Here is an 18,966-nt window from a genome sequence, read left to right as displayed (position 1 = left end):
ACCTTGCTGTCAGGCTTTCTACCGACCATGTGTGGCTAGCCTTCGGCGTCATCGAAGGCATCGTCGAACGGGACCAGCTCGTTGCCCTGGACGAGAAAATCAGCGATCTCATCCTCCTGCCCCTCCCGATGAATGTAGATTTGGACCTTCCCTTCCATGGTGCGCGATACGCCTACGCGATACGCCGCGCACCCGTCTTGCATCCCGCGTTCGAACAGTTCTTCAAGAGTCATGTCTTTCTCCTGCCAGTATCGGGCAGCACTAACAATCAACTTTAAGCGATAAAAATCGCATTAGATCAACTAAATGTTGATTCATCAGGAACGAGAACGCGAGGCCCTCAATTGCTTGAGGCCCTCCTCTTCCTTGAGCCTGAAGAACTCCTCGTGCACTGCCCTGGCGATCACGTGCACTTTGCCCACCTTGTAGGTCGGAACCGCGAAGGTCTTGTTCGCGATTTTGTTCTTGGCAGTCGGGAAGGTCACGCCGTACATGTGGCAGACCTCCTCTACTGCAACCCACGGTTGCTCAGTCATAGAAGGCTCCGAAAGCCCGGAACACCGGCAAAGGTTGCTCAGCAACCCGGTATTCCCCGTTGGCGTATTCGACGTCAAGGACAAGACCAGACGCAACTGGGCGCTTGTGCTTGCCGATCACATCGTGAGGGAGAACAACGACATCATGATCATCGAGGGCGCGATAGAAAACCGCGACGCATTTCACCCCGATGTACCCGGTAGGAATCGTCACCTCATACTTCCCGGGTTCGACTGCTCGGGCCAGCGCCACGTTGAGTGCGAATTGCGTACCGCGGCTAATGGCATAGAGGTCAACGCCATTCGCCTGTTTGATGCCGGCGGCGGGAAACGCGCACTCGTGCCCATCCAGCATGATCAGTCCGGCAACGAGCTGGATTGCGCCGCTCTCATTGATGACGCGGGATATCTTCTCTTCGACAGTAGCGACCGGCGGCTCAACGCCTAATGCCAGCCATGCGTCATCGCAGCCAAGATAGGACGCCAGTTTCTTCATGGTCTTCGGGCGCGGCATGGCGCTCCCTTCGAACCATCGGCGCACCGCCTCCTGGCTGACTTCCATGGCTTTGGCGATGTCGACGCCCCGCCCTGCGAACTTCGGCGGCACATGAGATGCCCTGTCGCAGGCGAGCACAAGTCGATCTTTAAATTCTGTGGCCATAACGGTATCCGCGAAGCCCCTTGGCTAATCGTAACTTGCGGTAATTTTAAACAACCCAAGTTGATTTTCAAGTAGACAAAGCAATTTTTTGTTGATTCATTTTGCGCAAGCGCTTCAACAGCCGGAACAGCGCGTCCTGCGCATCCCGCTTCTGCAGCAAGCAATCCAGCACCACCTCGTCGATGGTGCCCTGGGCGACCAGGTGGTGAACGTACACGACCTTCTGCTGCCCCTGGCGCGCCAGGCGGCCTATCAGCTGCAGGTAGAGTTCGAGCGACCATGGTAGGTCGAAGAACACGACGTGACGACCACCGTGCTGCAGATTGAGGCCGTGACCGGCGCTCTGCGGGTGAACGAGCAGCATCTTGATCTTGCCGCTGTTCCACTGCTTCACGACCTTGCCTTCACGATCCATTACGACGGCTTCGGGGAACGCCTTCTGCAGCCGCTCCAGCGACGACTTGAAGTGGTAAGCCACGAGGAGCGATTCGCCGCCAACCTCCTCCTGGAGTTCCTGTAGGGCGTCGATCTTGTGATCATGGACATGGTGTACCGTCTTGACCTTCTCGAACTCCTCGGTGATCGGATCCTGTACGAGCTGGGTATCGTAGAGAACCCCTGATGCCAGCTGTAGCAGTTTCGATGAGAGAGCTGCGGCGGTCTCAGCCTCAATCTCGACACCGTTCAGCTCAACGATGGAGTCTCGCTCCATCGTCGTATACAAGTCCTGCTCCCGCTCAGACAGCCTGACGTTCCGCACCAACATCACCGGCTTCTCCAGGGACAGGTAGTCCTCCGCCTTCATTGTCAGGCAGATGTCCGCGATCTTCGCTGCGATCGCCTCCTCCGCACCCGGCAGTAATTTGTAGCTGTAGTCGTACTTGTTGTGCTTGAAGTAGGTATCGGTGAACCCGGTGAAACTCTTACCGAGGCGCTCACCGCGGTCGAGCAAATAGATCTGGCCGAACAGGTGCAGGTAGGTCTCGGCGGCCGGCGTAGCGGTGAGTTGGTGCATACGCCGCATGAATGGGCGGACTTTATTCAGGGCCTTCCAGCGCTTGGTGCGATGGTCCTTCAGGCTGCTTGATTCGTCGATGAAGACGGTGTCGTAGGGCCAGTCGCGCCCCCAGGCATCCACGAGGAATTCGACCTGTTCACGGTTGATGATGTAGATCGAGGCTGGGTTCCTGGCCTTCTGTTCTCTCACGGCCTCCGCTGCCGCTCGGCGTCGGCAGTCCTGCACGAAGAGTTTTCGCTCCGCTGCGCTGACTGGATCTGCCATCGCTGCATCAATGTGCTTCTCGCCGTAACGCCGAATATCCGGGCCGCCGTAGCCCAGCTTCTTGGCCTTCCGGCGAAGCTCCAGCGTGCGGTGCCGGCGAATGAATACCTGGACGTCCTCGGCCTCGGTGCCGAACCGTTTGAGCAGTTCCCGCGCCTCAGCGCCAGCCTCGTTCACCCGCTCAACCAGCTCCTCATCACGGATACGGTGGGCGGACAGTGCGGCTGTATGGCGCCATTGCCCGATCTCGGTTGGCCAGGTCTCATTGGCCACTCGGAGCGGCGCGATGACCAGGGCGCAGTCCGTCTCGAACTCGCGCACCAGGTCGAGGATCGTGGTCAGCGAGATAACGCTCTTCCCCAGGCCCAGGTCAACGAACAAGGCGCTGAACGGATTGAGCTTGAGGAACTCGACCGCACTCTCCTGGTATTCATGCATTGCATCCCGGTCACGCAGGCAGCCGGTGAAGGCGGCCTGGATCCATGCATCCCAGCTACCGGAGCAGTTCATAGGCCAGTTCCAGGTTGTCGCAGACATGGACAGGAATACCGTGCTTGCGGATCTCACGATGCCGTTTGCGCTGCTGTGGCGTGGGCTCTTCGCCGGGACGCTTGAACTCGATGTACATCGTGTAGCCGCGGCGATGGAATATCCGATCGGGCATGGCCTTCTTGTTCGAGCTGGCGATCTTCGCTTCGAACCACCCTCTGCGTTCGGCATACTCGCAGGCTGGACGCTCGATCTCGATTTCGCGTGTCACAGGTCGTTCTCCCAAGGATGCTGCAACGCCCACTCGATTCGCCTGGCGATCCAGCGCACCACCGGAACGGCCTTCGAGTTCCCAATGGCTTTGTAACGCGGACCATCGGGGCATTCCTCGGCTGGCTTCCCGCGCCAGGGGATCAGCGTGTAGTCGTCGGGAAACCCTTGCAGTCGCTCGCACTCACGCGGGGTGAGACGTCGCACAGCCGATGTCACTACAAGACTGTCAGCCTGGGTTAACGGGTTGCTGTGGCTGCGAAAGTTCCCGGACCGCAGCGTTGGCGCCACATCGCTTGCGAAGGTACAAGGTGGCTGCCTTGACGCCGTCAGTGTATGGCACAGACCAAGAGCGGGCTGGCTACGGTTGGCCGCGCTGGTGATTTGATTCGGATCGAAGACCGCGTTCTCTTGACCACTGTTTCTGCCGAGTGCATGGGCACACCCCCGAGCAACAATTGGGTCTTGTGTGCCATGAACGACGAAGGTTTCGGATTCGAAGTCGAGTCGACCACTGGCACTGGCACTGGCATTACGTGCTGTAGCCACATCAATCGGGCCGCTCTGGTTGTTTCCGCCAAAAGCGACAAGGTGGCTATGCCCGTGGTTCAGGTCCTGTCCGCTGCATCCGCGGAGCCGACCAAAGCTCGCATCAAGAGCGCTGGTAACACCTTGCCCCTCGCCTCGGCGCGGCGGATGATCCCGACGCACGCCTTCTCGCTCAAAAAGTACCTGTGCGGGATGGAACCCTGTTCGAGCACTTGCGACAACGAACAAACGACGGCGTCGTTGGGCCACTCCGAAGTATTGGGCATCAAGGACTCGCCAGGCGATTGCCCTTTTTGGTCCATAGACACAACCAGACTTTGGCCATCGCTTCCCTGGCGGCTGCAGTTCGCAACCTGCTCCGGAAAGCGAACCGAGAAAGCGTCCAAATGCGTTGTCTCTGCTGCTGAGCACGCCGGGAACGTTTTCCCACACGTCAATTGTTGGGGGGGGCATTGTTTTCACTCCTCTCTTTGTCGACATCGTCGATCAACTTCACATACTCAAGAGTCAGTTGCCCGCGCTCATCCGCTAGCCCTCCCCGCTCACCGGCCACGGAGAATGCTTGGCATGGTGTACCGGCAATCAGCACATCCGGCGCAGCCTCATCGCCGATTCGAACCTGGGCACCAACGTGCGTCATGTCCCCCAGGTTCGGCACATCCGGGTAGTGGTGTGCCAGCACGGCGCTAGGAAACGGTTCGATTTCTGCGAACCAAACGGCCTTCCAACCGAGCGGTTCTACCGCTACCGACGCCGATTCAATTCCGCTACACAAGGTTCCGTAGGTAAGATCCATGGTCAGTCCTTCATGTAGAACGGCCCGCACCATCCCGCGGCGCCGAGAGGAAGGTCGGGGCACCAGGCGAGTTGGCGAGTCATGCAGGTCTTGAGCAATTCGAGGGTGTGCACCTGGTCATCCAGGCGCTGCTGCGTGATGATCTCGTCGTGCACGTGCCCGACGATGTAGAACCCCGCTCGGTGTGCGGCCAGCAGCCCCTCTTTGAGGATGTCCCGGGCGATGGCCTGGACGAAATTCTCCACTAGCTTTCCGCCGTGGCTGGTGATGCGAACCCATTTGTTGGTGCCCTGCGGCTGGGCCATGTAGCTGAAGTTCTTCTTCGGCTCGCCGCCCCACGGCGGAACCCGCATCACGATCTTCGGCTTGAAGTAGCGCATGGGACGGCCCGACGGCAGCCAGACCGTCAGGTACGGGCCGTCCTTCTCGAAGCGGAGCACACCGCACTTCTGCGGCGCCCCTGTGCGCAGGCATTGCTCGACAGCTCGCTCCAACGCGAACCACAGCTTCGGGATCTCGTGGTAGGTGCTGCGGAAGAGTTGCGTCGCCTCGTGCGACTGCTCGCGGGTGAGATCGACGCCCATGTTCTCGGCATATCCCCACAACCCGGTGCGCTTGCCCTCCTTCATGTCACCGCCGCCCAGGCGATAGCCGGAACCAAGCACTGCTGGCTTGCTGTCACCCCGTTCCTTCTTGGTGACCTCGTCGTAGGGCTTGCTGAAGAGCACCGTGGCGAAGTCCTTGTAGGGATCCTTGCCGCTACGGATGACTTCGAGCAGACGCACGCAACCTGCCAGCCAGGCGATCACGCAGGTCTCGATGGACGACAAGTCGCATACCCGCAGCTCGTATCCTTCCGGTGCGCGAATTGCCGAGCGAATGCAGCCGGCCAGTGCCTCCATGGGCTCGCCGATCATCATGCCCAAGCCATCGTAGTCGCCCTGGCGGATCAGCTCCGTGGTGAACGCCAGCTTGTGGAGGTCGCCGCCATCAGGCTCGATTGCCTTGGGCGTGCGCGTGAGGTTCTGCGGCTGAAAGCGGCGACCTGACCACCGGTTCGTGCGGCTAGCGCCGCCAAACTGAAACGTGAAGCGCATCCGCGACTTCGGACCTGCGGCCGCCTTCAGCGCCGTGTATTTCGCAGTGCTGGTGCGGCTCGCGCTCTGCCGAAGTCGGAGACATGCAACGGCCTCTTGGTCCAGGAACTGGCCATCCATTTCATCGTCTGCAGCTGCTGCGTTCTCCCGCAGCACCTTCTTCACGGTGTCCTTGCCCAAGTCGCCGAATGGGTATCCACGGTCCTGAAGCCAGGGGAGCAATTGTGCAGGCGAGTTCGGATTGCGCAGGCCGGTGAGTGTCGCCATCTCATCAAGCAGCTCGGCTTTCCGCCTGGCGGCCATCCAAATGGCGTGCTCAACGAAGTCGAGATCAACAGGCAAACCTCGGTCGTTGATGAGCTGATCCAGCTCGTACAGATCCCACTCGGAATCCAAGCCAGCGAAGGGCGTCAGCGTGTCGTCGATCGCCCCCTCGGTGACCACGTCCTGACAGTTGTACGTGCCGAACAAAGCCCAATCGTCCGGATCTGTCTCCCAACTGCGCCAGCGATGCGGCTGGTTCTTTGTCACCTTCTGCGGCATGGAGAAGCGCTTGATCAGCCGATCGCCTTCCTTCATTTTCAGCAGGTGGTCCGGCAATCCCATCTGGTGGCCAATGTCGCCCAAGCCACCGACGAACGAGTGCGCGTAGGCGAGTGCCATGGTGCACCGCCACCCCCTGTAAGGCACCTTGAGCCGCAACACCCGCCTGGCGATGACGCGTTCGAACTGTGCGTTGAACGCCTTCTTGACGACGTGCGGATCCTCCAGCGCCTCAGCCAGTTCGGAAGGGATTCGATCCGTGTCCGCGGTATCCCAATGCCGTACCGCCTCGTCATCGAACTGGTAGGCACCCATCAGCACCCGGGTGGACGGGTGTGCGGAATACACGTCGAGGCCGCATTTCTTCAGGTCGACCTCGCTGGCGGTTTCCCAGTCCAGGCGTAGAACAGTCATACGGAGCCCCGATGAAAAGGCCGGCGAGCGCCGGCCTGGTGGTCTACAACCGGCGATCAGAGATCGTCGTCACTTTCGCCGAAGTCGTAACCGTCATCGGCGTCATCATCGAGTTCGTCCCACACGTCTTCATCGTCGATCGGGCCCTCGCCGAAGCGTTCGCCATCACGAACGAACTGCACGGCGATGAGGTTCGCGTTGATCTTCTTGCCGTGCTGGTTGTTCTGCGCCCAGGGGCGCAGCAGGATGTTCACCCAGCAGCCGGGGTAGATGACCTCGGCCACCTCGTCAGGAGTGAGCTGAGTGCCCTTGCGGTTGCGGCAGGAGGGGCGGCGGTCGGCGTTCTCGCTGGCCTTGATCACCCACATGCCCTCGCATTCGTCTTTGCCGGCGTTGTCACCATCGCGGACGAACTTGTGCTCGGCAGCCAGCTTGCCGATCTTGCTGGAAGTCAACAATTTATTGATTTCCTCGACGAGCAGCTTCTTCGCTTCTTCGTGCGTTTCCTTCGGGGCCAGGCCCGTGATGCTGAACTTCGCCCGATCCGATTCGTTCTTGGCCCACGCCTTGTCCAGATGCGGGTAGGACGCGCGGACACCATCGATGCGGATGCAGCCGTCGGAGTAGAGGACGGCGTTTTTGACTTTCTTGACGATTTCACGAGCCATGCGATTCACCTTTTCACTGAGTTGTCGAGCTACAAGTTGTCGTCCGCGTCGAGGTCATCGAACACGTCATCGACGTTGGTTGAAAGCTCCGGCCGCTTGTCGTGGGCCGGGGCCATGACGGGCTTACCCCGCGGCTTCACCGCCAGGTCGCCCAATAGGGCTGGGAGCTGAGCGCGTTTGTAGCCGCCCTTCTTCACCAGAATCTCTTCGGCCTGCGCAGGGGTGCAGACCTTATGTTCAACAAACTCCCCCTCGGGCACTCCCGTGAGCATTTCCAGGGTGCTCGGCACATTGGTGGCGTTGGGGAAGATGCGATTAGATCGGCCTTCCACGAGCTTGAATCCCGGCACCACGCCGCCTGCCTGAAGAATCTTCTCCAAGTCATCCTCAATGCTCTTCAGCCAGTTCTCGATGCCACGGCGGGACCGAATGATCCGGGCCCGTTGTGCAACGGTGAGTTCTCTCGGCGGTTTCATGTGGAAAACCTCGGTCTCGAACTCGTCGTCCAGGCGATCAACCAGGCGAATCACGTCTTCATCGGTGACGGTGTCGTCCAAGTCGTCGAAGACGCCGTCGAGCATCTTCTCGACGTAGGCCGCCCTGGCGGCGCAATCGCGGCGAACCTTGCACCACTGGCATTGCTTCTCGCCGGGGGTGCGTGGGGCGTTTGGCTGCCAGGCTGCATGCGCTCGCTCCTTCGCGAACTCCGCAAACTGGAGTAGCTCATCACGCGTGATCTCCCACACGTCGAAGTGCTCCAGCCTGGGCTGAGCGATGCGAATGACGACGCGCTGGAAGTCGTATTCCCAATCCCACCGGAAGAACGCACCAAGGGCGTAAAGTCGAGCCTGCGTATTGCCAGTGGCGAAGACCTGCACCCCCTTCCCCATCTTGAGGTCGGTGATGGTCAGCACACCCGGCTCCAACGCGATGTGGTCAGCAGTCCCGCCCTGGTTGGGGATCGGCGTGAGGCAGGAGAAATCGACTCGTTGCTCCACGAGCAGGGAGCCCGGCAGGTAGGCACACCAATCGATGTACTCCTGGACGAAGTCCAGCATCACTTCATCGATCTCGATCTCGAACTTAGCGTGGCCCTCGTCGACAACCTCGACCTCGCCGACCAGGTCGGACGGGCGCAACCCCATCTTCAACCAGCGTTCGGCGACGCCGTGTGCCACGGTGCCATAGGCAGCATCCTCGCCAGCGTCGTCGTCGGCCAGAAGACTCGGTAGCAAGCTGCCCGAGCAGTACAACCAGGTCGACGAGTAGGAAGGGGCGAACACAGAGTGCCCGCCCAGCTTCCGCTGAATGGCGTCGAGATCGAATCCGTGATCGGCCATGGTGGCGCCTTACAGCTCTTCGCCCTGTTCGGCTTCGGCCTTCAGCTCTTCCAGGCGAGCGACCGCAGCATCGTAGATACCGTCGAAATCTTTCTCCTGGATGTCCGCCATCTTGGCGTAGCCGAAGGCCTTGTAGACGGCGACGGCTTCTTCCTTGCTGCTCTGGTCCTTCAGGGTGATCAGGGCCTTGTCGACTTCGGCACGATCGTGTTTCGGTTTGGCCTGAGCGGCAGGCTTGTCCTTGGCGCTGCTCTTGCTGGCTTTATCAGCAGTGGCGGTGCCAGTCGAAGCACCGGGTTTGCTACCCTTGACGTGCATCTCGATCGCTTCCAGCGAGTTCGCGATGCGGGAAACGTGCTTGATCAGGTCCGAGCCGAAGGTGTTGAGGTCCATGGGTATCTCCAGGGGGCTGTGAATGCCGGAATCCGGCGGTAAAAATCAACTTTCAATTCATTGAATCAACATTTTGTACTGGCAGTCAACACGATTTTGCCGCAGAATCCAAAAATCATCCGTACCAACCAACAAAAGGTTGATTTTATGCAGCTCCCCATCTGGATCAATGACCCCACGCTCAGCGACGAAGAGAAGCGCCAGCGCCTGCTCGGGTTCCGGGTGCGCATGGCAGCGCTCTATCACAACCCGAAAGGCGCAGTTAATGAGCTGAGCATGGCTGTCGGCCTGCACGCGAAGCAGCTCTATATCGAGATCGAGCGCGGGCAGATGTCACGTCGGACGGAGCTGGCCATCCGAGGCCTTGTAGGCCCGGAGGCGTTCCCCGAGGAGCAGGCCCTCCTGTCCAACCAGTAGATGTGAGGTTGCAATGGAGCACGCGAATGGCCGAGAGGTCATCGGCGGGTACTTGCGACAACACGGCAAGAACCTGATCGACAACGGCTACAACATCATTTCGATTGCCCCTGGAAAGAAATCCCCCGGCTTCGACGGTTGGGAGAAAACCAGGGCAACCCATGCGCAACTCAAACGGTGGATCGACAACGGCCGCGGCGACCATGGCGTTGGCATCATCACCGCGCACACGCCCGCCGTGGACATCGACGTTCTCGACGACGAGCTGGCTGGAAAGCTGGAAGCCTGGTGCCTGGAAAACCTGGGCCCAGCGCCGATCCGCGTCGGCCTGGCGCCGAAACGCCTGCTGCTCTACCGGACGAATGAGCCTTTCCGCAAGCTGACATCACGGACCTTCCTGAATGAGTGGCAGGAACGCTGCCGCATCGAGGTGCTCGGTGATGGCCAGCAGTTCGTCGCGTTCCACAAACACCCCGACACCCACCGGCCCTATCGCTGGACCACGGATCAAACGCCGCTCAACACCCCGACCGACGACCTGACAGCGATCACGCTGGAGCAGCTGCAGGGCCTCATCGAGTTGTTCGAGCGCGAGGCTGAATCGCGAGGTTGGAAGGTAGCGAAAGGCTCGCGGTTGAACAGCAGCCGCGCCCCCTCGAACATTGACTACGACGATCCCTTCATCGCCGATTCCCAGCCGGTAAACCTCTCCCAACCGGAGCTGCAGCAGCGACTGATGCTGGTTCCAGGCGCCGAGGACTACGACGTCTGGTTGCAGATCGGGATGGCGCTATATCACCAGTTCGACGGTGAAGAGATCGGCCGGGAGATGTGGCACGAGTGGTCGGAGTCCGCCGACAACTACGACGCCGATGCCCTGGACCGGAAGTGGGACACCTTCGACATCAGCGACAAAGGGCGAGCCCCGGTCACCGCCAGACTGATCCTGCGGCTGGCCAAGGAGGCCGCCGAAACGCAGGCGCTGACCACGGCTGCAGATCTGCGCGACCGGTTCGCCCAAGCGAAAGACCGCGCCGAGTGGAACGAGATCGCCAAACTCGCCAGGCGGGCGGAGATCGACCACATCTCTCGCGCCAGCCTGGCGGAGGTGGCTCGTGATCGCCTGGTAGCGCTGACCGGCGGGAAGGTTCCGCTGCCCGAAGTGAAGAAGGTCCTCGCCTACGAGATCAACACCAAGGAGACGCCGCGGTGGTGCCGCGACTGGGTGTACGACGTGAGCGACGACCGCTTCTTCAATACTGCCGGGAAATTCGCCGTGACCATGCAGGGCTTCAACGCCATGAATGACCGGCACTCCATGACCAAGAAGGACCTGCTGGACGGCAAAAGCCAGCCGATGCACTCAGCGGCCCACCTAGCCCTGAACGTCTACAAGATCCCGGCCGTCGACGGTCGCCGGTACGCTCCCGGGCGTGATCCGGTGTTCATTCACGCCGACCAGCAGTGGGCGAACACCTACCCGGAAAACCAGATTCCGCCCAAGCCGAAGTCCATTCGACCCATCGACAAGGCGAACATCAAGCGGATCCGCCGGCACATCGCCCATCTGCTGGTGGATGAGACGGAGCAGCGCTATCTGCTCGACTGGCTCAGCTATATCGTGCAGAACCCGGGCAAGCGCGTGAACCACGCCATCCTGCTCCAGGGTGTCCAGGGGGACGGAAAATCCTTCTTCGCTTTCCTGCTCGCGGCGGTGATGGGCACCCCGAACGTGCGGATGGCAAACGCGCACATCCTGGAGGGCGACTTCACCGGCTGGGCCGAGGGGCAGTGCGTTGTGGCCATCGAAGAGGCGCGGATGATCGGCCACAACAGGCACGACACCCTCAACCGCCTCAAACCGTTGGTGACCAACGACGTGATCGAGATTCACCCGAAGGGGCGTAACCCCTACAACGTCAACAACACGTCGAGCTATTTCATCACCACCAACTACCGGGATGCGCTGCCACTCTCTCCCAACGAGCGGCGTTATCTGGTGCTGTTCAGCCGGTGGCAGAACGCCGAGGCCCTGCTCGCATTCAAGGAGGAAAACCCGGACTACTACACGGAGTTGTACGCAGCCTTGGATGACTCGGCGCCGGCTATCCGGCAGTGGCTGCTGTCGCTGGACCAACGCGACGACTTCAACCCACGAGGCGACGCACCGCGTACTCCGGCGTTCTGGCACATGACCAATGCCGCACAACCCGCAGAGATTCGGCTGATTAATGAGATCATTGATGCCAACGAATTCCCTGACATCAGCGACGCGTTGCTGAACATCACACGACTGCACAGCCTAGTGATGAATGGGGACTACGATGTGGATCTCCCCCCGGCGAAAACGCTGGAGAAGTCGTTGGAGCTGGCCGGCTACTGGTCACTCGGGAGGATAAAACTCGACGGTGAAACCTGTCGCTTCTACTCGAAAACGCCGGATATGTTCGGCGCCGATGTCAAGGGGACCTGCAACGCGCACAGCGTCCGCACCTATATAAAGAAGAGGCAGGACGAAATCGACGCGTCGAATGACCACGGTTTGTGAGGATGTCGCTATCCCTCTAAACCCGCCAATTGGCGGGTTTTCTTTTGCCTGGGCGCCGGAAGTGCCGGATAAGACGGTTAAATCACGCTCCGGCATAATTTTTTGGAGTCCCCCGCTCAATCGGCCAGGGGCAGGGGTATTTTTCCCTCTCCCACCTATCCATTTGATTTAATTGAATTTACCTATTTTTACTGATGAGTCAGGTGCCGGAAGTGCCGGATAGAACAATAAATCCACGTAAGGGAACAATATGAATTCTATCCAATAGTAAAAACGTCTCTCTATCCGGCACTTCCGGCACCTCGGTCTTTGCCAGCCCTGGCCGCCGGGTGAAAATCCGCTCTGCCCTTGGTCGATGCGACCGCATTTCCGCACAACGCCCGCCTGCAATTCAGTGAACACTCGTTTACTCAACGGTGGGCTTGGCAAAAATGCGATAAAACGCGAGAACGCGGCTCAGCGTCCCCGCCTACGCGCTAAGCGGACGCAGAGGGACCCGGACTAGCCGAACGTGCTTAGTTAACGGGCTTAGCCGACCGCCTAGCAGGCCGACGAACGGTCGCTCTTATTGAACGAATTAACAGTTATGACTGAGCGAACGGACTAACGGGGCTGCTTAATAAGCGGATCAGGCAAACGCGATAACAAGACGGGCTTAGCTAACGGACTAACAGAACGCGCTAACAGAACGTAGTAACGCCAATGCCGTGGAACAGCCACGCATTCCCACGAAAGGCCGCTAGGCCACCTATCCTTTCGCCTGTCACACGCAGCAGCCCCCACGCCAATGCCCTAGGCCTACCTACATGCATTTCGTGCACCCATGGCCGCGGCAGACGGCCTGCCGCTCATACGGTGCCCTATGGTCACCCTGTCCTAGGGCATTGGCGTGGGGGCTTGGCGAGAAAGAAAACGCCCCTATACTGTATGTGCATCCAGTACCACGGAGGAGGCGTTACGATGGAAGCGAGGCAGCAGGGCCAGGAACTGGCGATCCCCACCGACACCCAGGATAGGGACACCCTTATTCGCGAGCTGTGGGACTTGATCGTTAAGCAGGATGAAGCGCTAGACAGGCTGGAACGCCTGTTGGGCATGGAAGCGGAGGACTAGCTGGCGGGGGCGCCAGGCGCGAAAAGGAAAACCCGCCGAGGCGGGTTTAAAGGGGATCGGTTACCGGGCGTCGCGGGTGCGCGATTCGATCGATTCTGACAGGGCTTACCCGGACGGCCGCCAGGCGGCTGGATCGATTGCCCGACCACTACGGGGCTTGTTGCCACTTCGGCGAGGCCGATACGCTGCACCCGTCAATGCCCATCGCTTCCACTCCTATTCAGCACAAAATGTTGATTCATCAGGCAGCGCAAAGCTGCACCTGGCCCAGGGCCTCACGGCCATAGGGGAAGGACTCGACACCCTGGCAACCGTCCACCACGGTCGGCGCCTTGGCCGCTACCGCCCGCACCTCTGCATGGAAAGCCTGCAGCGCCGACAGCACGTCGTCGGTGATGTCGCGGTCTGCCCCATCGAAGAATTCCAGCCCCCTCCCCTGGCGAGCGACCACGACCAGCGACAGCCGGCCAGTGCGTTTGGCACGCACCACGGCATGGCCGATGCCCAGGGCCCGACGCTCGGGGCTGTAGGAGTGGCGGACAGCACGCACCACGGCAGCCTTGACGCGAGCCAGGAACACCGGGGACTTGAGAGCGGTTCTGTTCAGCATGGCGGCGGGCCTCAATTAGGCGTTGAGCTGCGCGAGAAGGCGCGGGATTTTGCCAACGGAGCCGGCGCACTTGCGGGCGTTTACCATGCAGGCAACGCGCGTGCCAAGCGCTGCGGCGGCATGTTGGACGTGACCGTGTTTCAGCATGCGGATGCGAACGTGGTTTGCGTCACGTGCTTCAGCCACTTCCAGGCGCATGGCTGTGTCGCGGCGGTCAAGTTCGTTGAGGATTTCGGCGCGAGCTTTTTCCGCGCCGTCCAGCTCGGCGGCGAATTCGAGGTCGTGCAGTTCGTAGGTGGTCCAGTTCTCAAGCGAAAACATCTCGTTCCGCTCAATTGCGCGGATCATGTTCTTTTGAAGTGCGTCTTTATTGACTCGGCTTTTCATGGCGGCTGTCCTCAATTGGGGGCGAAGGCGATAAGGCGGATGAACTGGCGGCCGTCACGCGGCCACAGGAGCAGGTCTACGCGGTTACCCTGGGCGAGATGCCAAGCGCGTTCTTCCAGCAGCCAGGCGATATAGGCACGGGCGTAAAACGGGCGACCAGTGATGCAGATCTCTTTCACGTCGACGATCTGCAGCCTTTCTGCACATTTAGTTGATTCGGCAGGCGCAGCAGTGTCCAGGATGTCAGCGACTGAGAAGGCCTCGCCGGTATCGCCGTTGACTACGCGGAGGTCGCCGTGGGCCACGTCCGGATTCGCGATAACCGCGGCGCGGGCAGCCTGTTCGGCGTTATCCCATTCGACGCCGTGGTGCTTTTTGTCGCCGACCAGCAGCGCGCCAAGCACGGGGACGAACGTCCCGGCAAAAGTCTTAGCTTCGATAGTGAACATGGCGGGGCCTCCCGTAGGCCGTTTTCCTTGTCTACAGGCACAGGTTAATAACACCTTAAACAGGTGTCAATATTATTTTTCATGCTTGTCCGGGTAGAGCCCTGCCAGGCCGCCCAGGGCGAATGCCACGGCACCGGCAGCCAGCCAGGCATGACCGCCGGCAGCCCAGCGCCACGCCAGCCAGGCGCACGCCCCTACCAGCAGGACGGCCACCAGACCACGCATGGACGGCCACCAGACCGGCGGGTCGTCGATATCAGGTCGTCGCGTCATCGTCGGTTCGCCCCCTTCCGTGCACAGCGGCGCCAGTAGAGCGACTCGCCTTTGCACGCGTAGCCCTGCCCTTCGCCTGGCGGTATTGCCGTTCCAACAGCGAGCGCGCCAGCTCGGCCATTCGTACGGCGGCCTCTCCGGTGATGCGCAGGTCGCCGTAGTTCGTCTGCACGGTGAACCCGCCTTCCATGTCGGGTATTTGCCTGGCCAGGGCGTAGCCCAGCTCCTCAATCGTCGCCATGGCTTAGACCTCGAAAATGTGATTGCGCACCACGGCGAACAGCTCGCCCTTGGAGCGCCATTCCTGGAGCGTGCGGAAATTGTCGTCCCGTCGTGCGTCGACGTTAGCGAACGAAAGCCTAGTATCCGCCTCCCGGATGCTGGAGCTAATGGCCGGGTAGGACTCGCCAGCATGCGGACCTGCCACATAGCGCGCGGCATGCGGACAGTCGCCGGAGCGGTCCAGCTTGTAGCCGATGCTCGCCAGGCGGGCGGCCAAGCCCTGGAGCGTTAAAGGGCGCAGGCCGATAGCCGCGCGGCGTTCCAGTTCGCGAGTAAGGTCATCCATGGTCAATCCTCCCGGCAGTGGATAACGCTGTAATTGATCCGGTTCGCCTGGGGCCTGCTGCCGTGCATCAGCCGCGCGCACCAATGGACGTAGTGATCAGGTACGGCAAGTGGGATTCGACCGCCGTTCGAATCCGCCAAGCGAGCGAGGTCGCCCATCGGTCCCCGGTTTTTCGGTTGCTGCGCCATTCTCAAGCCCTCCCCTTAGTCGCCAGGTCCAACCAGTAGCGGGCATCTTCCATCGCCTCGCGAGAAACACGCCGGCTTGCATCCCGCATGGCCGCGCTCTGCAATTGCCAGCTATCCCGGCGGCACTCGCGAGCCAGACGAATCGATAACGCCAGTTTCTGGAGTGCTCGCGTTTGCCCATGCTTGTGCGCACCGGCCAGCAGCCAGGCGCCAGCCTCCCGGCCTGCCGCCCCTATCCATTCGCCGCAGAACCGCGCCACGAATTGCGGCTTGGGCTTGCCGGTGAATTCCGGTTTGACCGTGTAGCGGCGGTCGGTCGTGCCGTCTTGATGGGTGATACGCATTGTCGGAATCCTCAACAAAAAGTTGATCCTAGAAACGAACGGACGGTTCGCGTTCCACTTCGCAGGTCAGCCGGACGTGCGCGCTCTTCACCTTGCGCATCTCCGGGGCGCTGGCGCCCAGGGCCTCACGACACTCCCGGCGGGCGTCCTCCCCGTGCCAGCTGTCCATTACGTAAACCTGGCAATCGTCCATCGCGGCGCTGGTGCAGAGCCAGAGGACAAGGGCGGCGGTCATGTTCATGCTGCGGTCTCCAGGTAGACGCCATGAGGGGCGGCGCAGTCTTTCGCCAGGGCGGAACCCAGGCGCACGATGAAAACAAGGACTTTTCCGTCCTTGCGTGCCGTGACTCGCGCCATCCGGCCCGGATCAAGCTGCACAACGATTCGGTTCGACGACACGTCGTAGCGGTAGCGCGGCCGGACGTATTCGTTGCCATCGAACAGTTTTTCTACGTCCGTCTCTTCGCGGACCTCGAAGTAAAAGCTATCGCCCATAACGCGGCTCTCCTGTGCAAAAAGTTGATTCGCTAGACGCAATTCTGCTCGGCCCGTTTCAGAGCCTGGCAGACGCGCTCTTCCCCCTGGCGCCTAATAACGTCGATCAGGACCAGTTTGCCGGCGTCACGATAGTCGCCGCGGCAGGCAGCGAGCGTGCTTTGCGGAATGTCCGCTATCCACTTGCCGCTAACCCGATGGGTGACTGCAGGCCGTCCTCCGTGCAACCGCGTAACGACAAAGCGGAATTGCACGGCCTGCAGGTAGTGGGTGAACGTGGCGAGCTGTTCGGCTTCGACGAAAACGCCGTCTGCCGTGCGGACCTTGAAGTAAAAGACATCGCCCATAACGTGGTTCTCCCGTGCAAAATGTTGATTATCTGGATGTGGTTAATTCGGGTAATCCTCCGGAGACCAGAAGAGCCCGGCAGCCTCGATATCGCGGCGCATTTCGGCCAGCATGCCGGGGAGGCGAGCCAACAGCGCGGCCTCAAGTTCGGCACGCGGCGCGCACAGCTGTTCGTCGGTCGCTGTCGAAGGTAACGCGGTTGTGTTTATTCATCTGTTGCACCTCTGCACAAAAAGTTGATTCAGGAGACGAACCGGTCAAGCTGCCCGCCCCGTTGATTCGCATATTAAGACACCTAATCAAGGTGTCAATAGTCAATTCATTCGGCGCCCTTCTCTATCTCTCCTCCGCTCTACCCCCGGCCGTACTAGGCCGGCAGCCCCTGGGCGCCCCGCCCTCCTCGACCACCGACCTACCCGCATCACCAAAGCCCGCACCTAGCCCAGTCCACGGTGTTTACCACCTCACCGCCAGCCGGCCACCGCGTACTCCAGGATCCCCGCCGTTCCAGAATTTCCTTACTTCAGAACCCTAGCCAGACTCCTGGGCTTCCGGCCCCGCCGCAGCGCCGGCTTACTTCAGGAACCTGGCCGGATTCCCGTACTTTGGAACCTCAGCCGGATCCCCGGCACTTTCAACACCCCATCAAAGTGTTCTATATTCCCGGCGACCAACTGCCCGGGAGAACCCGATGTCCGACGAGATCAAGAAGCGCGGCCGCCCCGCGGATCCCGACAGCGTGATGAGCCAGCTGTCGAACCTGCAGGTCGGCGAGACCTACGCCAGCGCCGTGCGCCTGGATGGCGAGAACTCTCCACCCGCCTGGTCCGCCGTCCAGGCGGAGAAGCAGCGCATCCGCAACACCTTGAACGGCCAGATCCGCGTCGCACGTCAGCGCACCAGCGCCGAGTACAAAAGCAGCATCGGCGAGTTCCGAGCTGACGATGGGGACATCATCATCGCTGCCGTCGTCACCCGTACGGGATGACGGTAGTAAACTTTTAGGCAAATAATCAACTTTTTGTTGACTGCACTCACCTCAGTGCTATTAGATAGGAGTCGTTCCATGAAGCACCCCACCGCTCCCGGTGGCTTGGAAAGCAACACAAGGGCCCTGGTCTACCAGGCTCGCCAACACACGATCGATGCGCTGCTGCAGCTTGGGATCCTCCACCAGGACGTCTCGCTTTGCCTGGAGAATCAACAGGATGTACAGGCGCCAACAGGAAACGAGGAACCTACGTCATGAAGACTTCGCAATCGCTCGAACTGCTTACCACCCTGGAGAGCCGCCAGCAGGAGCAATTCACCCAGGCGACCATCCTGGCCATCGGCATCGTCATGAAGAAGCTCGGCGTCGACTCCGTGTCGGTCGGCCAGGAGGACTTCGAGGCGCTGCAGGCCGGCGAGAAGGTGCAGGTCATCCCCAACATCGGCGGCTTCACCTACAACCTGGTGAACACTCGTTCACTGGAAGAGGACGCGTCGCAGGACGAGCCCGAGCAGTGGGTTGGCAGCCCGTCGGCCGCCCAGGTCCTCGTGCTCCTGGCAGACGCGACCGGCCCGCTCAGCTTCGAGGAGCTGGAGCGGCGAGTCACCCGCCCCCTGTCCAAGGCCGCTCTCGACCGCATGCAGCGCGAGCACCTCATCGACCGTCGGGACACCGAAACCGGTTACCGCTGGATGCCGACCAGCTTCGGCCTCCGCCATATCGCTGCGGCCCGCGAGTACCTCGAACACACGGCTTAGGTGGCTGCCACGTAGTGGTGTCGTTAGGGGGCGGACCTCATCACCGCCTGCCGGAGCCCAAGGCACTCCGGCAACCGCGCCCACTTCAAGCCACCACGGCAGGGGCCTAGCCCCCTCAGGGTCAGCCGCCGCACTGATGCCGGAAATGCGGCCCGATGCAACACAGAACACCGGTTGCATCGGTGTGGGGGTTGGCGGCCTCGGCACCACCGAGGAACCCCAGCCCCGTCAGCCCTCACACCGATGCAACCAACCGATGGGAGATACCGATGTGAACGAGAAAACCTACAACGCAACCGAACTCGCCGAGATTCTCGAAAAGCACCGCTTGTGGCTGGACGATGAGGAAGGTGGCGAGCGCGCGAACCTCGACGGCGCGTACCTCCGCGGCGCGAACCTCGACGGCGCGAACCTCGACGGCGCGAACCTCGACGGCGCG

Annotated in this window: 28 protein-coding genes; 8 read left to right on the top strand and 20 right to left on the bottom strand. The window is 60.8% G+C overall.

Annotation, left to right across the window (positions count from 1 at the left end; translation table 11 throughout):
- Positions 1-35: 35 nt before the first annotated feature.
- From BM060_RS23595 to BM060_RS23555, 11 genes are all read right to left on the bottom strand, one after another.
- Complete coding sequence (locus tag BM060_RS23595; protein WP_074983533.1) at positions 36-233, bottom strand: hypothetical protein; 198 nt, start codon at positions 231-233, stop codon at positions 36-38.
- A gap of 84 nt (positions 234-317) precedes the next feature.
- Complete coding sequence (locus tag BM060_RS32605; protein ID WP_135499787.1) at positions 318-536, bottom strand: hypothetical protein; 219 nt, start codon at positions 534-536, stop codon at positions 318-320.
- Positions 529-1,197, bottom strand: coding sequence for a helix-turn-helix domain-containing protein (locus tag BM060_RS23590; RefSeq protein WP_083426824.1), 669 nt, complete (start codon positions 1,195-1,197; stop codon positions 529-531). Before BM060_RS23590 ends, BM060_RS32605 begins: the two co-directional genes overlap by 8 nt.
- 67 nt (positions 1,198-1,264) lie before the next feature.
- Complete coding sequence (locus BM060_RS23585; RefSeq protein ID WP_074983529.1) at positions 1,265-2,989, bottom strand: DEAD/DEAH box helicase; 1,725 nt, start codon at positions 2,987-2,989, stop codon at positions 1,265-1,267.
- Positions 2,973-3,239, bottom strand: a complete 267-nt coding sequence (locus BM060_RS23580; protein ID WP_159458836.1) for a VRR-NUC domain-containing protein — start codon at positions 3,237-3,239, stop codon at positions 2,973-2,975. Before BM060_RS23580 ends, BM060_RS23585 begins: the two co-directional genes overlap by 17 nt.
- Positions 3,236-4,240 (bottom strand): DNA cytosine methyltransferase, encoded by a 1,005-nt coding sequence (locus BM060_RS23575; protein WP_425352183.1) that lies wholly within the window; start codon positions 4,238-4,240, stop codon positions 3,236-3,238. Before BM060_RS23575 ends, BM060_RS23580 begins: the two co-directional genes overlap by 4 nt.
- Positions 4,221-4,583: a DNA cytosine methyltransferase gene (locus BM060_RS33765; protein WP_425352182.1), complete on the bottom strand. Its 363-nt coding sequence runs from the start codon at positions 4,581-4,583 to the stop codon at positions 4,221-4,223. Before BM060_RS33765 ends, BM060_RS23575 begins: the two co-directional genes overlap by 20 nt.
- Before the next feature lie 2 nt (positions 4,584-4,585).
- Positions 4,586-6,637 carry a DNA polymerase family A protein gene (locus tag BM060_RS23570; protein ID WP_074983524.1) on the bottom strand — a complete coding sequence of 684 codons (2,052 nt, stop codon included), beginning with the start codon at positions 6,635-6,637 and terminating at the stop codon, positions 4,586-4,588.
- A gap of 56 nt (positions 6,638-6,693) precedes the next feature.
- A complete protein-coding gene (locus tag BM060_RS23565; RefSeq protein WP_074983522.1) occupies positions 6,694-7,305 on the bottom strand; it encodes an ssDNA-binding protein in 612 nt (203 codons plus the stop codon).
- 29 nt (positions 7,306-7,334) lie between these two features.
- Positions 7,335-8,645: a DUF2800 domain-containing protein gene (locus tag BM060_RS23560; RefSeq protein ID WP_074983520.1), complete on the bottom strand. Its 1,311-nt coding sequence runs from the start codon at positions 8,643-8,645 to the stop codon at positions 7,335-7,337.
- 9 nt (positions 8,646-8,654) lie between these two features.
- Positions 8,655-9,038: a hypothetical protein gene (locus tag BM060_RS23555; protein ID WP_074983518.1), complete on the bottom strand. Its 384-nt coding sequence runs from the start codon at positions 9,036-9,038 to the stop codon at positions 8,655-8,657.
- A 147-nt stretch (positions 9,039-9,185) separates the two neighbouring features.
- On the opposite strand from BM060_RS23555, the gene BM060_RS23550 reads away from it, so the two are divergent.
- From BM060_RS23550 to BM060_RS33030, 3 genes are all read left to right on the top strand, one after another.
- Positions 9,186-9,455 (top strand): hypothetical protein, encoded by a 270-nt coding sequence (locus BM060_RS23550; RefSeq protein ID WP_074983516.1) that lies wholly within the window; start codon positions 9,186-9,188, stop codon positions 9,453-9,455.
- 13 nt (positions 9,456-9,468) lie between these two features.
- The gene (locus BM060_RS23545) at positions 9,469-12,003 is read left to right on the top strand and encodes a DUF5906 domain-containing protein (protein WP_074983513.1); all 2,535 of its coding nucleotides are present in this window, start codon (positions 9,469-9,471) and stop codon (positions 12,001-12,003) included.
- 960 nt (positions 12,004-12,963) lie between these two features.
- A complete protein-coding gene (locus tag BM060_RS33030) occupies positions 12,964-13,116 on the top strand; it encodes a hypothetical protein (RefSeq protein WP_159458835.1) in 153 nt (50 codons plus the stop codon).
- Between the two features lie 241 nt (positions 13,117-13,357).
- On the opposite strand, the gene BM060_RS23540 is transcribed toward BM060_RS33030, so the two are convergent.
- The 9 genes from BM060_RS23540 to BM060_RS23505 form a co-directional block, all read right to left on the bottom strand.
- On the bottom strand, positions 13,358-13,726 hold the full coding sequence (locus BM060_RS23540) for a hypothetical protein (RefSeq protein ID WP_074983512.1): 369 nt from the start codon (positions 13,724-13,726) through the stop codon (positions 13,358-13,360).
- Between the two features lie 15 nt (positions 13,727-13,741).
- Positions 13,742-14,113 carry a hypothetical protein gene (locus tag BM060_RS23535; protein WP_135499786.1) on the bottom strand — a complete coding sequence of 124 codons (372 nt, stop codon included), beginning with the start codon at positions 14,111-14,113 and terminating at the stop codon, positions 13,742-13,744.
- Positions 14,114-14,124: 11 nt separating this feature from the next.
- Entirely contained in the window at positions 14,125-14,562 is a 438-nt protein-coding gene (locus tag BM060_RS23530; RefSeq protein WP_074983508.1) for a hypothetical protein, read from the bottom strand.
- 72 nt (positions 14,563-14,634) lie between these two features.
- Positions 14,635-14,787: a hypothetical protein gene (locus BM060_RS33025; RefSeq protein ID WP_159458834.1), complete on the bottom strand. Its 153-nt coding sequence runs from the start codon at positions 14,785-14,787 to the stop codon at positions 14,635-14,637.
- Between the two features lie 31 nt (positions 14,788-14,818).
- Positions 14,819-15,076, bottom strand: coding sequence for a hypothetical protein (locus BM060_RS23525; protein WP_074983506.1), 258 nt, complete (start codon positions 15,074-15,076; stop codon positions 14,819-14,821).
- A 3-nt stretch (positions 15,077-15,079) separates the two neighbouring features.
- Positions 15,080-15,403 carry a hypothetical protein gene (locus tag BM060_RS23520; RefSeq protein WP_074983504.1) on the bottom strand — a complete coding sequence of 108 codons (324 nt, stop codon included), beginning with the start codon at positions 15,401-15,403 and terminating at the stop codon, positions 15,080-15,082.
- A gap of 190 nt (positions 15,404-15,593) precedes the next feature.
- On the bottom strand, positions 15,594-15,935 hold the full coding sequence (locus BM060_RS23515; RefSeq protein WP_074983502.1) for a hypothetical protein: 342 nt from the start codon (positions 15,933-15,935) through the stop codon (positions 15,594-15,596).
- 28 nt (positions 15,936-15,963) lie between these two features.
- Positions 15,964-16,176 (bottom strand): hypothetical protein, encoded by a 213-nt coding sequence (locus BM060_RS23510; protein ID WP_074983500.1) that lies wholly within the window; start codon positions 16,174-16,176, stop codon positions 15,964-15,966.
- Positions 16,173-16,430, bottom strand: a complete 258-nt coding sequence (locus BM060_RS23505; protein WP_074983498.1) for a hypothetical protein — start codon at positions 16,428-16,430, stop codon at positions 16,173-16,175. Before BM060_RS23505 ends, BM060_RS23510 begins: the two co-directional genes overlap by 4 nt.
- A 14-nt stretch (positions 16,431-16,444) precedes the next feature.
- Here BM060_RS23505 and BM060_RS32600 point away from each other — a divergent pair, with 14 nt between their 5' ends.
- The 5 genes from BM060_RS32600 to BM060_RS33615 form a co-directional block, all read left to right on the top strand.
- Positions 16,445-16,972 (top strand): hypothetical protein, encoded by a 528-nt coding sequence (locus tag BM060_RS32600; protein WP_135499785.1) that lies wholly within the window; start codon positions 16,445-16,447, stop codon positions 16,970-16,972.
- A gap of 497 nt (positions 16,973-17,469) precedes the next feature.
- Positions 17,470-17,766: a DUF7609 family protein gene (locus tag BM060_RS23495; RefSeq protein WP_074983492.1), complete on the top strand. Its 297-nt coding sequence runs from the start codon at positions 17,470-17,472 to the stop codon at positions 17,764-17,766.
- A gap of 78 nt (positions 17,767-17,844) precedes the next feature.
- Positions 17,845-18,027, top strand: a complete 183-nt coding sequence (locus tag BM060_RS23490) for a hypothetical protein (protein WP_074983489.1) — start codon at positions 17,845-17,847, stop codon at positions 18,025-18,027.
- Complete coding sequence (locus BM060_RS23485) at positions 18,024-18,527, top strand: hypothetical protein (protein ID WP_074983487.1); 504 nt, start codon at positions 18,024-18,026, stop codon at positions 18,525-18,527. The genes BM060_RS23490 and BM060_RS23485 overlap by 4 nt, the downstream gene beginning before the upstream one ends.
- 136 nt (positions 18,528-18,663) lie before the next feature.
- Positions 18,664-18,966 (top strand): pentapeptide repeat-containing protein (locus BM060_RS33615; protein ID WP_218161395.1); only part of this gene is annotated, 303 nt, incomplete at its 3' end.

Origin of the sequence: Pseudomonas citronellolis, assembly GCF_900112375.1 — a bacterium.
Classification (GTDB): Bacteria; Pseudomonadota; Gammaproteobacteria; order Pseudomonadales; family Pseudomonadaceae; genus Pseudomonas; species Pseudomonas citronellolis.
The sequence above is the reverse complement of the archived record's forward strand: the minus strand, read 5'-3'. Positions and strand labels throughout refer to the sequence as shown.

What these genes read in the sequence shown, in the direction of transcription:
- BM060_RS23595 (WP_074983533.1), bottom strand. Translation starts at nt 233, where the DNA reads ATGACTCTTGAAGAACTGTTCGAACGCGGGATGCAAGACGGGTGCGCG.
- BM060_RS32605 (WP_135499787.1), bottom strand. Translation starts at nt 536, where the DNA reads ATGACTGAGCAACCGTGGGTTGCAGTAGAGGAGGTCTGCCACATGTAC.
- BM060_RS23590 (WP_083426824.1), bottom strand. Translation starts at nt 1,197, where the DNA reads ATGGCCACAGAATTTAAAGATCGACTTGTGCTCGCCTGCGACAGGGCA.
- BM060_RS23585 (WP_074983529.1), bottom strand. Translation starts at nt 2,989, where the DNA reads ATGAACTGCTCCGGTAGCTGGGATGCATGGATCCAGGCCGCCTTCACC.
- BM060_RS23575 (WP_425352183.1), bottom strand. Translation starts at nt 4,240, where the DNA reads ATGCCCCCCCCAACAATTGACGTGTGGGAAAACGTTCCCGGCGTGCTC.
- BM060_RS33765 (WP_425352182.1), bottom strand. Translation starts at nt 4,583, where the DNA reads ATGGATCTTACCTACGGAACCTTGTGTAGCGGAATTGAATCGGCGTCG.
- BM060_RS23570 (WP_074983524.1), bottom strand. Translation starts at nt 6,637, where the DNA reads ATGACTGTTCTACGCCTGGACTGGGAAACCGCCAGCGAGGTCGACCTG.
- BM060_RS23565 (WP_074983522.1), bottom strand. Translation starts at nt 7,305, where the DNA reads ATGGCTCGTGAAATCGTCAAGAAAGTCAAAAACGCCGTCCTCTACTCC.
- BM060_RS23560 (WP_074983520.1), bottom strand. Translation starts at nt 8,645, where the DNA reads ATGGCCGATCACGGATTCGATCTCGACGCCATTCAGCGGAAGCTGGGC.
- BM060_RS23555 (WP_074983518.1), bottom strand. Translation starts at nt 9,038, where the DNA reads ATGGACCTCAACACCTTCGGCTCGGACCTGATCAAGCACGTTTCCCGC.
- BM060_RS23550 (WP_074983516.1), top strand. Translation starts at nt 9,186, where the DNA reads ATGCAGCTCCCCATCTGGATCAATGACCCCACGCTCAGCGACGAAGAG.
- BM060_RS23545 (WP_074983513.1), top strand. Translation starts at nt 9,469, where the DNA reads ATGGAGCACGCGAATGGCCGAGAGGTCATCGGCGGGTACTTGCGACAA.
- BM060_RS33030 (WP_159458835.1), top strand. Translation starts at nt 12,964, where the DNA reads ATGGAAGCGAGGCAGCAGGGCCAGGAACTGGCGATCCCCACCGACACC.
- BM060_RS23540 (WP_074983512.1), bottom strand. Translation starts at nt 13,726, where the DNA reads ATGCTGAACAGAACCGCTCTCAAGTCCCCGGTGTTCCTGGCTCGCGTC.
- BM060_RS23535 (WP_135499786.1), bottom strand. Translation starts at nt 14,113, where the DNA reads ATGAAAAGCCGAGTCAATAAAGACGCACTTCAAAAGAACATGATCCGC.
- BM060_RS23530 (WP_074983508.1), bottom strand. Translation starts at nt 14,562, where the DNA reads ATGTTCACTATCGAAGCTAAGACTTTTGCCGGGACGTTCGTCCCCGTG.
- BM060_RS33025 (WP_159458834.1), bottom strand. Translation starts at nt 14,787, where the DNA reads ATGCGTGGTCTGGTGGCCGTCCTGCTGGTAGGGGCGTGCGCCTGGCTG.
- BM060_RS23525 (WP_074983506.1), bottom strand. Translation starts at nt 15,076, where the DNA reads ATGGCGACGATTGAGGAGCTGGGCTACGCCCTGGCCAGGCAAATACCC.
- BM060_RS23520 (WP_074983504.1), bottom strand. Translation starts at nt 15,403, where the DNA reads ATGGATGACCTTACTCGCGAACTGGAACGCCGCGCGGCTATCGGCCTG.
- BM060_RS23515 (WP_074983502.1), bottom strand. Translation starts at nt 15,935, where the DNA reads ATGCGTATCACCCATCAAGACGGCACGACCGACCGCCGCTACACGGTC.
- BM060_RS23510 (WP_074983500.1), bottom strand. Translation starts at nt 16,176, where the DNA reads ATGAACATGACCGCCGCCCTTGTCCTCTGGCTCTGCACCAGCGCCGCG.
- BM060_RS23505 (WP_074983498.1), bottom strand. Translation starts at nt 16,430, where the DNA reads ATGGGCGATAGCTTTTACTTCGAGGTCCGCGAAGAGACGGACGTAGAA.
- BM060_RS23495 (WP_074983492.1), top strand. Translation starts at nt 17,470, where the DNA reads ATGTCCGACGAGATCAAGAAGCGCGGCCGCCCCGCGGATCCCGACAGC.
- BM060_RS23490 (WP_074983489.1), top strand. Translation starts at nt 17,845, where the DNA reads ATGAAGCACCCCACCGCTCCCGGTGGCTTGGAAAGCAACACAAGGGCC.
- BM060_RS23485 (WP_074983487.1), top strand. Translation starts at nt 18,024, where the DNA reads ATGAAGACTTCGCAATCGCTCGAACTGCTTACCACCCTGGAGAGCCGC.